Origin of the sequence: Flavobacterium sp. HTF (genome assembly GCF_003105115.1) — a bacterium.
In the GTDB taxonomy this organism is placed as follows: Bacteria; Bacteroidota; Bacteroidia; order Flavobacteriales; family Flavobacteriaceae; genus Flavobacterium.
This window is the reverse complement of the sequence record NZ_QETH01000032.1, coordinates 17,434-29,673: the sequence shown is the minus strand read 5'-3', so window position 1 is coordinate 29,673 and position 12,240 is coordinate 17,434. Positions and strand designations below refer to the sequence as shown.

The window sequence follows — 12,240 nt, the reverse complement described above, 5'->3', positions numbered from 1 at the left end:
ATTTTCTTAAATTTAACATTCCTCTTCATTATGATAATTATCATATTTTATCCGCCCGTAACCTAATAATTTTGTTAATATAAATTAGATGGTATGAGTGTTATTTATCTATTAATCACAGTAAGTATTTTCGTGGCAATAGGCTTCTTTATTGCTTTTATAATCGCTGTCAAATCCGGACAGTATGATGACGATTATACGCCTTCAGTCAGAATGCTTTTTGACGATGAAACTAAATTTACTCCCCAAAAGAACAAATCAAAAACAAAAGAATAAACAAGTATAATTATGGAAATGGAACAGTTTTATTACGACAACAAAATTGTAAAAAAGTTCATTTACGCCACTATCCTGTTTGGGGTTGTAGGTATGTTAGTGGGACTGACTTTAGCGGTCATGTACCTTTTTCCCAACATGACAGATGGGATTTCGTGGCTGAGTTATGGACGATTAAGGCCTCTGCATACCAATGCGGTAATTTTTGCCTTTGTAGGTAATGCCTTTTTTGCGGGTATGTATTACTCACTACAGCGATTGCTAAAAGCGAGGATGTTTAGCGATTTCTTAAGTAATCTTCATTTTTGGGGATGGCAGCTTATTATTGTGGCTGCCGCGATTACCTTACCTTTGGGTTATACATCATCAAAAGAATATGCCGAACTGGAATGGCCGATAGATATTGCAATTGCATTGATCTGGGTCGTTATGGGGATTAATATGATAGGTACAATGTTACGCCGCAGAGAACGTCATTTGTACGTAGCAATCTGGTTTTACCTGGCAACTTTTGTGACTGTTGCAGTACTTCATATTTTTAATAATATAGAAATTCCTGTTTCCGGATTAAAGAGTTATTCAGTTTATGCAGGAGTTCAGGATGCTTTGGTACAATGGTGGTACGGACATAATGCAGTTGCATTTTTCCTGACAACTCCATTCTTAGGGCTAATGTATTATTTTGTTCCGAAAATTGCCAACAGACCGGTTTATTCTTACCGTCTGTCTATTATACACTTTTGGTCCTTAATCTTTATTTATATCTGGGCAGGACCTCACCATTTATTGTATTCAGCTTTGCCAAACTGGGCACAGAATCTTGGAGTAGTGTTTTCTGTAATGCTTATTGCTCCGTCTTGGGGAGGTATGATCAATGGTCTTTTAACTTTAAGAGGTGCATGGGATAAAGTTCGTGAAGAACCAGTATTAAAATTCTTTGTAGTAGCGATTACCGGATACGGAATGGCAACTTTTGAAGGACCGATGTTATCTCTGAAAAATGTAAATGCTATCGCGCACTATACAGACTGGATCGTAGCACACGTACACGTAGGAGCATTAGCATGGAACGGATTTATGTCATTTGCTATTATCTACTGGCTGATCCCGAGAATGACAAAAACTAATTTGTTTTCTAAAAAATTAGCCAACTTCCATTTCTGGATCGGTACTTTAGGAATTATATTATATACATTACCATTATACGTAGCAGGTTTTCTTCAGGCTTCAATGTGGAAACAATTTAATCCAGACGGAACTTTAACCTATGGAAATTTCCTTGAAACAGTGACGCAGATTATGCCAATGTATTGGATGAGAGCTATTGGGGGTTCTTTATATCTGATAGGTATGCTGACATTGGTTTACAATATCATTATGACCGTGAAAGCCGGAGAAACTATTGAAGATGAATTGGCTCAGGCTCCTGCCTTACAAAGAATCAGCAGTAGCAGAGTGAGAGGTGAGAAATTCCATTCCTGGTTAGAAAGAAAACCTATTCAGTTAACCATTTTAGCTACAATTGCAATTCTAATTGGAGGAATCATTCAGATAGTTCCAACGATCATGGTAAAATCAAATATTCCAACCATAAGCAGTGTAAAACCATATACACCTTTGGAGCTTGAGGGGCGTGATTTGTATATCCGTGAAGGTTGTGTGGGCTGTCACTCACAGTCAGTTCGTCCGTTTAGAAGTGAAGTAGAACGTTACGGGCCACAATCAAAAGCAGGAGAGTTTGTTTACGATCATCCATTCCTTTGGGGATCAAAACGTACAGGTCCCGATTTGTTAAGGGTTGGAGGGAAGTATAACGACAACTGGCACTTCAATCACTTCTGGAATCCACAGAGTACTTCAGCAGGATCAATTATGCCAGGTTATAAATGGCTTTTTGATAATAAACCACTGGATACTTCATTAATTGAAACTAAAATGAAAGCAATGATTTCGCTTGGAGTTCCTTATACAGACGCTGATGTTGCAAATGCTCAAAAGACATTAAAAACTCAGGCAATTGCTATAGAAAAAAGTTTAGAAAATGATCCTGATTTTGTGAAAAGTTATGAGGATAGCAGAAAAAAAGCAGCAGCAAAAGGCGAAAAATTTGTCCCAATGAATGAAAGAGAAATTGTAGCTCTGATTGCTTATATCCAAAGACTGGGAACAGATATTAAAGTTAAAGAAACTAAATAACAAGCGTTATGTTCGAACAAATTAAACACAATATGGAAACAATATCGGGTATAGAAATTTACCCGATACTTTCTCTCCTGATATTCTTTTTCTTCTTTGTAGGTTTAGGCTTCTGGGTGTTTTCTTATAAAAAAGATAAAATTAGAGAAATGAGTGAAATTCCTTTAGAAGAAGGGCTTATGATAACTTCAAAAGATAATTAAAAATGAAAAAGTTTTTCCCAGTATATGTGAGAGTCCCTGTGATTTTCTTCATCGTCTTTGCTTTAATGGAATACTTTATTGATTCAGGTGACAGGCCTGCGTTTGTAAAATATCCGATGTTAGCGGTCTTTTTGCTTGTCTTTTTATTCGTTTTAATAGCAATAGAAATTACGTTAAATGCCGTAAACCGTGTTATGTATCAATTAATGTCGCCGGAAGAGAAAGCGAAGTTAGAATACGAAAACAGTTTAAGCTTTAATGAGCGCACATGGTACAAAAACCTAATGCAGAAATTGACCAAAACGCAGCCAATTGAAAAAGAAGGCGATTTGCTAATGGATCATGATTATGATGGAATCAAAGAACTCGATAATAATTTACCGCCTTGGTGGGTGTATTTATTCTATATCTGTATCATTTTCGGAGCGGTATATCTTGCCCGTTATGAATTGTTTGGTGGCGATAATCAGGAAACTGAATTGAAAAAGGAAATGGCGCAGGCAAAAATAGATGTGGCAGAATATTTAAAAACGGCACCAGATTTAATGGATGAAAAAACAGTTGTTTTATTGACAGATAAGGCTGATTTGGCAATTGGAAAAGAAATTTTTACAACAAATTGTGCTGCCTGTCATCGTGCTGATGCCGGAGGACAAATCGGACCAAACTTAACAGATGACCATTGGATTTTAGGCGGAGGAATTAAAAACGTATTCCATACGATAACTAATGGAGGTCGTGATGGTAAAGGGATGATTTCCTGGAAAGGAACACTGAAACCTAAAGAAATTCAAAAAGTTGCAAGTTATATCTTGTCTTTACAAGGAAGCAATCCAAAAGATCCAAAAGCACCGGATGGTGAGATTTGGGTAGACGAAAGCGCTCCAAAAAACGATGCGGCACCTAAAAAAAACGCAGATACTTTACAAGTCAAATAATACCATATCATGTCAAATTTACCAGACGAAGCATTTAGAGATACCATCGGAACAATTGATGAAGGGGGTAAAAGAAAATTTATTTTTCCTAAAAAACCGTCTGGTAAATTTTATAACTACAGGAAGATAGTCAGTTATATATTACTGATTATTTTAGTTGTAAATCCATTTATAAAAATAAATGGAAATCAATTTATGATGTTCAATATTATAGAACGTCGTTTCAATATTTTTGGCTTTCCCTTCTGGCCTCAGGATTTTTATCTTTTTGTGATATCAATGCTTGTAGGTGTTGTCTTTATCATTTTGTTTACAGTTGTTTTTGGAAGGATTTTTTGCGGGTGGATTTGTCCGCAGACAATTTTTTTAGAAATGGTTTTTCGCCGTATCGAATATTGGATCGACGGTGACCGCGGTTCTCAGCTGCGTTTGTCTAAACAGGAATGGAATGGAGAAAAAATAAGAAAAAGAACGCTCAAATGGTTCATATTTTTTCTGATTTCGTTTGGTATTGCTAATGTCTTTTTAGCTTATTTAGTCGGAAGTGATAAATTGTTTTTAATGGTGGAGGAGGGACCCATTTCTCAAGCCAGTAATTTTATTTCGTTACTAATTTTTACGGGTGTTTTTTATTTTATTTTTGTATGGTTCCGCGAGCAGGTTTGCATTATAGCTTGTCCATATGGTCGCTTACAAGGTGTTCTTCTGGACAATAAATCCATAAATGTTGCTTACGATTTTGTTCGTGGCGAAAAAGAAGCCGGCCGTGCAAAATTCAATAAAAAAGAAGACAGGTCCTTAACCGGAAAAGGAGACTGTATCGATTGTAATCAGTGTGTTCACGTATGTCCAATGGGTATTGACATTAGAAACGGAACCCAATTAGAATGTACAAACTGTACTGCCTGTATTGATGAATGCGATCATATAATGGATTCTGTCGGCTTACCAAAAGGTCTTATCCGATATGCTTCTGAAGATGAAATCGAGAAAAAAGAGCCTTTTAAATTTACTGCAAAAATGAAAGGCTATTCAGCCGTTTTATTTATTTTATTAAGTGTTTTTGTTGGGATGTTATTTTTAAGATCTGATGTCCAGGCTCTTGTTCTACGCTTACCGGGACAGCTTTTTCAGCACAAGGGAGATAAAATAAGTAATGTTTACACTTATAAAATTGTCAATAAGACAATGAAAGATTATCAGGATATACATTTTGAATTAATTAATCAGAAAGGTGATATACGAAATGTTGGTAAAGAACATTTTAAAGTTGCCAAAGAAGGAATTTCTCAGGGAACATTATTTATAGAAATAGATGAGGCTTTGCTGGAAAGTGATAAAACCAAAGTAAAAATTGGTGTTTATAATGGCAAAGAACTTCTCGAAACCACTACAACAAACTTTTTAGGACCACGAAGTTTTAATTAAAAAAGAAGATTATGAAAATCAATTGGGGAACAGGAATTGTTATTGCTTTCGCTCTGTTTATGAGCTTTATATTGTATTTTGTTTTTGAAGTGCAGTCAAATAGTAAATATGACAACGATTTGGTTGTAGAAGAATATTATAAACATGATTCGCATTTTCAGGAAGAAATGGCGCGTATACAAAACGCACACGATCTGCAGCAAAGGCCTTCGATTACTTATACAGATAATCAGGGAGTGAAAATAGTTTTTCCGGCAGGTTTTGAAAGTGACAAAGTAAAAGGGAATATTCTACTTTATCGTCCATCAAACAAAAAGTTTGATTTTAATACAGCAATCGCTTTAACAAACTCATCTTTGGTTATCCCGGAAAATAAATTAGTAAAAGGACGTTGGGATGTAAATATGGAATGGCAGTATAATGGAAAAAAATACCTGACTAAGGAAGTGATTTATGTAAATTAAGAAAGATGTTGTACTCTGCTCTAATATTAGGTCTTATCAGCAGTCTGCATTGCATTGGCATGTGCGGACCAATTGCCATGATGCTTCCTGTTGATCGAAATAATGCGGCAAAAAAGGTAATGCAGATTGTAACCTATCATTTAGGCCGGTTATCTGCCTACGGCACAATAGGATTGATTTTTGGAATGTTAGGAAGAGGTTTTTTTCTTGCTGGAATACAGCAAAATATGTCAATATTTATTGGTGTTGCAATGATATTTGTTGCTGTGGTTCCGGAGAAAACATTTGCAAAGTATAATTTTTCAAAACCGGTTTATAAAATTATTTCTAAAGTTAAATCGAGTCTTGGAAATCAGTTTAAAAATAAAAGCTACAAATCTATTTTTACGATTGGCCTGCTCAACGGGTTTTTACCGTGCGGAATGGTATATATGGCTTTGTTTGGTGCAATCGCCATGCAGAGTGCCGGTCTTGGAATAGTATATATGTTTTTATTCGGATTAGGAACTTTACCATTAATGACAATTGTCGTTTACGTAAATTCATTAATAAAAATGCCTTTTAGAAATAAAATCCAAAAAGCAATTCCTTATGCAGCAGTGATTATTGGGGTTTTGTTTATTCTTAGAGGCCTAGGTTTAGGCATTCCCTACATTTCACCTTCAAACATGAGTTTGTTTGTCCAGGCAGCTCCTAATTGTCATTAAAATTAAACAGTCATCGAAAACAAGTTTGTTTCCGGTGATTTTCTTTTTAGATGTAAATCGAAGGCCATACAAATATTACGGACAAAAGGTCTTCCTGCTTCAGTTATTCTGAGATTATCTTTTTCTATTATAATTAAACCGTCTTTTTCTATTTCTTTTAAATTTTCTAAAACATCTTCAATCTCTTTAAAATAAAGAGTGCTGTCATTCCAGGAAGTTTCGAGCTGGCATGTTAAGTTAAGAATGTGTTTTCTAATGATAAGATCTTCTTCATCCAAAATATGACCTTTTATAACAGGTAGTTTATCCCATTCTAATAATTGATAATAATCTTCAAGGTTTTTGGTGTTTTGAGCAAAAGCATACCAACTGTCGCTAATAGACGAAACGCCTAAGCCAATCATTAGTTGTGTTTTTGAAGAGCTGTAACCCATAAAATTTCGATGCATTTTTTTATTGTAGGCAGATTTATATAAGCTGTCTGAAGATAAAGCAAAATGATCCATTCCGATTTCGTGATAGCCATTTTGAGAGAGCAATTTTTTTCCTATCTCGTATAACTTTCTTTTTTCGGCATCTTTAGGGAGGTTCTCTTCATTAAAACCGCGCTGTCCGTTTCCTTTTATCCACGGAACATGCGCATAGCTGTAAAATGCAAGCCTGTCTGGTTTTAGAGAATTTGTTTTTTCGATAGTATCTACAACATCTTCAATAGTCTGATAAGGCAATCCAAAGATAATATCGTGTCCGATAGAAGTATAGCCGATTTCTTTTGCCCAAAAAGTTACTTTTGCAACATTATGGAAAGGCTGAATTCTATTAATGGCTTTCTGTACTTTTTCTGAATAATCCTGAACACCAAAACTTACGCGACGAAAGCCTAAGTCATATAATTTTTTAAGCTGTTCGTAAGTTGTATTGTTTGGATGGCCTTCAAAACTAAATTCATAATCACAGGCTTTATTAGCATAGCTAAAAATGCCATTTATTAGATGTTCCAAATTCTTTACAGAAAAAAAAGTGGGTGTTCCGCCGCCCAGATGTATTTCTTTTATACTTGGTTTTTCAGGGAGTAATCTACAATACAAACTCCATTCTTTCAGAAGTGCTTTTATATAAGTTTCTTCTACGGAATGATTTTTTGTAATACGCTTGTTGCAGCCACAAAAAGTGCACATACTTTCGCAAAACGGCAAATGAATGTATAAACTGATACCGTTTTGAGAATTGCTTTCTGAAAATGCTTTTTGAAATGAGGATTCCCATTTTTCTGTAGTAAAAGCTGCTTCGTTCCAATAAGGGACTGTTGGATAACTGGTGTATCTTGGGCCAGGAACATTATATTTCTGAGTTAGCGAAATTTTCATAAAGACGGATTTAGTTTTCATCAAAATTAAAATAAGCCCTTCAGGGATAAAATGACAAATGTCATGTATGAAATAAAAAAAAGAGGCTCAGTCTGAGCCTCTTTTTTGTGAATTAAATAACTAACGAGAAATAGAATCCTGAAGGATTTTAAGCCATTTTTTTGCAAACATATGATCCTGATAGACACTTATTTGTTTGATGCGGTCATCATCAAAATCATAAAAAGGAATAATGATTTTTTTTGATGTATCTTTTTCCTGAAATTCAAAATCAATCTTTACAATAGTGTCAGAATGTGAATCTGTTGTCGGGATTAGTTTACAGGATAGTATCGTATCTAAATCTACAAAAATGGATTCCTGTTGATTTGGATTAAAATTCATCAGAATAAATTTTTTATTTTTCTGATCAATTGTGAGTGTTTTATTGCTTTGAGATTCGGTTAAATCAAAATTTTCGGGATGTGAAGGATTGAATCTCTTTTTAATGTTCAGAATTCTTGATTTGTTGACTGCATTTGTCCTTGCAGAAAAATATACCGGGATGGCTACTATGATCGCAATCACAATACCAATTATAGTTACACTTGTATCCATTTTATTTTAAAATTAATTTTATGAAATATCAAACGGTTTTCAGATGAAAACGGTTTAATTCCTTGAGAAGAAGAATTTCTTCTAACTAAATTTCAAAAAAATAATTACCAAAAATAATGGAAGGGGTACAGGAGGAGCGATAGTCTTGTGCTCTGACCTAAATGTTGATTGTTGAAGTTTGAGACTGATTTTACAGCTTCATGAGCCGGAATAATCATCAGTATAGAATCAAACCATTTGGCTAAAGCCGGATAGTTCGTTTTTATATTTCCAACAAAGTGATAGCTGGCCTGAGGTTGTATAAAAGATAATGAATCCGGTATCTCTACAGATAAATTGGTATCCGTTTTTGTATTTTCGGTTTTTTCAATAGAAGTGCTGTTCGCCTGAGCAGCGAAGAAAGCTATAACCAAAAATGAAATAAAAATAACGGTTTTACGAATCCGGTTCATGGTGGCGAATTTAATTCATAAAACACAATTAAAGAAATTTTATAGAATTAATTAACGCTTTGAAAGGACGTTATTATTTTATCCTCAATAGTTTTTTAATACTCCTGAGGATAAAACAATATTATTGTTGCATTTTGAAATAGTAATCAGCTGAATGTTTTCCTCCTCCGTAAAATAAAAAGAAAACACAAACCAATAAAACGACAATTGCTAAGATTAAGCTTTCAGAATGCATATGTCCCATTGAGTTTACCAGAACAGCTCCAAATAATATTGGCAATTGTGCTGCGATGGCCCAGCGGGTAAGTAATCCAAAGAAAATCATAATTCCACCAATCATATGGGCCGGGGCAATGTAATGTAATAAAAACATTCCGCCTCCAAATTGATCAATTGGTGAAATTAAATCATGCAGATATTGCGCATTGGTTACAAAATAAACACCTTTCATAAATAAAAAAACGCCTAATACAATACGTACCAAGTCTACTGGTAAATAAGTGTGCGCATTTGCCCATTTATTTAAACTTTTTACATTTTCCATGATATTTACGTGATTAAAAATTACATACTAAGTTACTAATTTTTAATCAGATAATCATTTGTAAGTGCCTGAAAATAAGTTTTTTGTTTTTATTTAATTGATTTTTAAGAATTCATTACCTAAACCTGAATCACTCCTAAATTAAAAGGCTTTAGGATTGGAGCATGGTTAGCAGCTTCTATTCCCATTGAAATCCAGGTACGGGTTTCTACAGGATCAATAATAGCGTCTGTCCATAACCTTGAGGCAGCATAATAGGGAGAAGTCTGCTCGTCGTAACGTGCCTTGATTTTATTGAACAATTCAGCTTCTTTGGCTTCATCTACAATTTCTCCTTTCGCTTTAAGCGAAGAAGCCTCAATTTGAGCCAGTACTTTTGCTGCCTGAGTACCACCCATAACGGCTAGTTCAGCACTTGGCCAGGCAAAGATTAACCTTGGATCATACGCTTTTCCGCACATTGCATAATTTCCGGCACCATATGAGTTTCCTACGATTACAGTAAATTTTGGTACAACCGAATTACTCACGGCATTTACCATTTTGGCACCGTCCTTAATAATTCCGCCATGTTCTGATTTTGAACCGACCATAAATCCGGTAACGTCCTGTAAAAAAACTAACGGGATTTTCTTTTGATTACAATTGGCAATAAATCTCGTTGCTTTGTCAGCACTGTCAGAATATATAACGCCTCCAAACTGCATTTCCCCTTTTTTGGTCTTTACCACTTTTCTTTGGTTGGCTATAATACCAACTGCCCAGCCATCTATTCTGGCGTATCCCGTAATTAATGATTGTCCGTAGCCATCTTTATAAGCCTCAAATTCAGAATTATCGACCAAACGATTAATGATTTCCATCATATCATATTGTTCATTTCTGGCTTTTGGTAGTATTCCGTAAATATCTTTTGGATCAAGGGCAGGTTTTTCAGCTTTGATTCTGCTGTATCCGGCTTTATCAAAATCACCAATTTTATCTACAATATTTTTTATTTTGTCTAAAGCATCTGCATCGTTCTTTGCTTTATAATCCGTTACTCCCGAAATTTCGCAATGTGTTGTTGCACCTCCAAGAGTTTCATTGTCAATAGTTTCACCTATAGCGGCTTTTACCAGATAACTTCCGGCGAGAAATATACTTCCGGTTTTATCTACAATCAGAGCTTCGTCGCTCATAATTGGGAGATAAGCACCACCGGCAACACAACTCCCCATTACGGCAGCGATCTGAGTAATCCCCATGCTGCTCATTTGGGCATTATTTCTAAAAATACGTCCAAAATGTTCTTTGTCCGGAAAAATTTCATCCTGAAGCGGTAAATAAACCCCTGCGCTGTCTACCAGATATATAATAGGCAATCTGTTTTCCATAGCAATTTCCTGTGCACGTAAGTTTTTCTTTCCTGTAATAGGAAACCATGCCCCGGCTTTTACAGTAGCATCATTGGCAACAACAATACATTGTTTTCCTCTGATGTATCCTATTTTAACGACAACTCCTCCGGAAGGACAGCCACCGTGTTCTGCGTACATTCCATCTCCCACGAATCCTCCAATTTCTATACTTTTTGAATTTTCATCCAATAAATAATCAATACGTTCGCGGGCTGTCATTTTGCCTTCGGCGTGGAGTTTGGCGATACGTTTTTCGCCTCCGCCTAATTTGATTTTAGCAAATCTTTGTTTTAATTCAGAAAGTAATAGTTTATTGTGATCTTCGTTTTTATTGAAGTTTAAATCCATAAGAAATTGATGTTTTTACAAAATACTGTGTGCTAATTTACAAAATCAATTGAAATAAACGCGATAAACTGAATTGTTTGAAATTAAAAATTTGTTTAAAAAGCAAAAAAAAACAGAAGCGAACTTCTGTTTTTGGATATATTTTAAAAATTGAACTTATTTTTTAGAATCGCAAACTAATCTTTTTAGTATTGCCCATTGTTTTAGAGCATCTCGGGCTTCTACCGCAGGATAACCCAACATTGTTTTTCCTGCAGGGATGTCACCAACAACTCCGGACCCGGCTCCGACAACAGCGCCGTCTCCAATTGTAGTATGGTCTTTTATTGAGGCACTTCCTCCAATAATAACTCCGTTTCCTAAGGTCACAGAACCAGCTAAACCGCTGTTTCCGGCCATAATACAAAATTTACCTAATTTACTATTATGCCCAATCTGAACCAGATTATCAATTTTACAGCCGTCTCCTAAAACAGTTGAACTAAATTTACCTCGGTCTACACAAGTATTTGCTCCAATTTCAACTCCGTTGCCAATAACTACATTCCCAATTTGTGGAATTTTCACCAAACCTTTTTCTTTACAAGGACGGAAACCAAAACCATCAGCTCCAATTGTTGCATTTGGGTGAATGATGCAATCGCTGCCAATATGACAACGCTCACGTACTACGGCTCCAGACCAGATTATGGTATTTTTTCCGATAGTACATTCGTCTAAAATGGTAACATTTGGATAAATAGTAACGTTTGCAGCAATTTCTACTTTTGGACCAATATAACAACCTGCACCAATCCTGCTTCCTTCTCCAATAATAGCCGTATCATCTATAACGGCTGTTCTGTGAATTTCATTATGAAATACAGGAGTAGGAGGAGCAAAAAGTGCTAAAATCTGTGACATTGCCAAATCAGCATTTTTTACCTTAATAAAAGCACGGTTGTCGCCCGGCTCAATAGAAATGTCTTCATTAACAACTGCTACTGCAGCTTTTGAGGCTTCCCATAATTTTTCATATTTTTTATTTCCTATAAAAGAAATTTCAGAAGTTGTTGCTTTTTCTAATTGTTCTGTAGCTGTTATACTGTGAGAAGTACTGCCGTAAATTTCACCATTTATAACTTCGTTAATTTCTTGAATTGAATAGGATTTCATCTAATAATTAAATTTATATGGGGGTTAATTTTCGCCAAATAAAATGAATTAGATTTGAATTACCTAATCTTGCTTTGAAGTTTTTTAAATATTTTTTTAGAATAATGATTTTACAATTATTTTTTAACATTAAAAATATTGAATTAGTAATTGTTTTTTAAATTC

General features: G+C 35.1%; 13 protein-coding genes. 7 read left to right on the top strand and 6 right to left on the bottom strand.

The window, feature by feature from the left end; genetic code table 11:
* Positions 1-93: 93 nt before the first annotated feature.
* Genes ccoS through DCO46_RS11665 form a run of 7 tightly spaced genes read left to right on the top strand, consistent with a single transcriptional unit; the run spans position 94 to position 6,212 of the window.
* Positions 94-276, top strand: a complete 183-nt coding sequence (gene ccoS / locus DCO46_RS11695) for a cbb3-type cytochrome oxidase assembly protein CcoS (RefSeq protein WP_116752713.1) — start codon at positions 94-96, stop codon at positions 274-276.
* A 12-nt stretch (positions 277-288) separates the two neighbouring features.
* Positions 289-2,472, top strand: coding sequence for a cytochrome-c oxidase, cbb3-type subunit I (gene ccoN / locus DCO46_RS11690; RefSeq protein ID WP_116752712.1), 2,184 nt, complete (start codon positions 289-291; stop codon positions 2,470-2,472).
* 8 nt (positions 2,473-2,480) lie between these two features.
* On the top strand, positions 2,481-2,675 hold the full coding sequence (locus DCO46_RS11685; protein ID WP_116752711.1) for a CcoQ/FixQ family Cbb3-type cytochrome c oxidase assembly chaperone: 195 nt from the start codon (positions 2,481-2,483) through the stop codon (positions 2,673-2,675).
* A gap of 2 nt (positions 2,676-2,677) precedes the next feature.
* Positions 2,678-3,613 (top strand): cbb3-type cytochrome c oxidase N-terminal domain-containing protein, encoded by a 936-nt coding sequence (locus DCO46_RS11680; protein WP_116752710.1) that lies wholly within the window; start codon positions 2,678-2,680, stop codon positions 3,611-3,613.
* Between the two features lie 9 nt (positions 3,614-3,622).
* Entirely contained in the window at positions 3,623-5,041 is a 1,419-nt protein-coding gene (ccoG, locus tag DCO46_RS11675) for a cytochrome c oxidase accessory protein CcoG (protein ID WP_116752709.1), read from the top strand.
* 11 nt (positions 5,042-5,052) lie between these two features.
* Positions 5,053-5,505, top strand: coding sequence for a FixH family protein (locus tag DCO46_RS11670; protein ID WP_116752708.1), 453 nt, complete (start codon positions 5,053-5,055; stop codon positions 5,503-5,505).
* Between the two features lie 5 nt (positions 5,506-5,510).
* On the top strand, positions 5,511-6,212 hold the full coding sequence (locus DCO46_RS11665) for a sulfite exporter TauE/SafE family protein (RefSeq protein ID WP_116752707.1): 702 nt from the start codon (positions 5,511-5,513) through the stop codon (positions 6,210-6,212).
* A 2-nt stretch (positions 6,213-6,214) separates the two neighbouring features.
* Here DCO46_RS11665 and hemN read toward each other — a convergent pair whose 3' ends face one another.
* From hemN to lpxD, 6 genes are all read right to left on the bottom strand, one after another.
* Positions 6,215-7,579: an oxygen-independent coproporphyrinogen III oxidase gene (hemN, locus tag DCO46_RS11660; protein ID WP_116752706.1), complete on the bottom strand. Its 1,365-nt coding sequence runs from the start codon at positions 7,577-7,579 to the stop codon at positions 6,215-6,217.
* Between the two features lie 120 nt (positions 7,580-7,699).
* On the bottom strand, positions 7,700-8,176 hold the full coding sequence (locus DCO46_RS11655) for a hypothetical protein (protein ID WP_116752705.1): 477 nt from the start codon (positions 8,174-8,176) through the stop codon (positions 7,700-7,702).
* Between the two features lie 104 nt (positions 8,177-8,280).
* Positions 8,281-8,628, bottom strand: a complete 348-nt coding sequence (locus DCO46_RS11650) for a hypothetical protein (protein WP_116752704.1) — start codon at positions 8,626-8,628, stop codon at positions 8,281-8,283.
* A gap of 121 nt (positions 8,629-8,749) precedes the next feature.
* Positions 8,750-9,172 (bottom strand): DoxX family protein, encoded by a 423-nt coding sequence (locus tag DCO46_RS11645; RefSeq protein ID WP_116752703.1) that lies wholly within the window; start codon positions 9,170-9,172, stop codon positions 8,750-8,752.
* A 119-nt stretch (positions 9,173-9,291) separates the two neighbouring features.
* Complete coding sequence (locus DCO46_RS11640; RefSeq protein WP_116752702.1) at positions 9,292-10,920, bottom strand: acyl-CoA carboxylase subunit beta; 1,629 nt, start codon at positions 10,918-10,920, stop codon at positions 9,292-9,294.
* A 156-nt stretch (positions 10,921-11,076) separates the two neighbouring features.
* Entirely contained in the window at positions 11,077-12,075 is a 999-nt protein-coding gene (gene lpxD / locus DCO46_RS11635; RefSeq protein WP_116752701.1) for a UDP-3-O-(3-hydroxymyristoyl)glucosamine N-acyltransferase, read from the bottom strand.
* Positions 12,076-12,240: the final 165 nt, after the last annotated feature.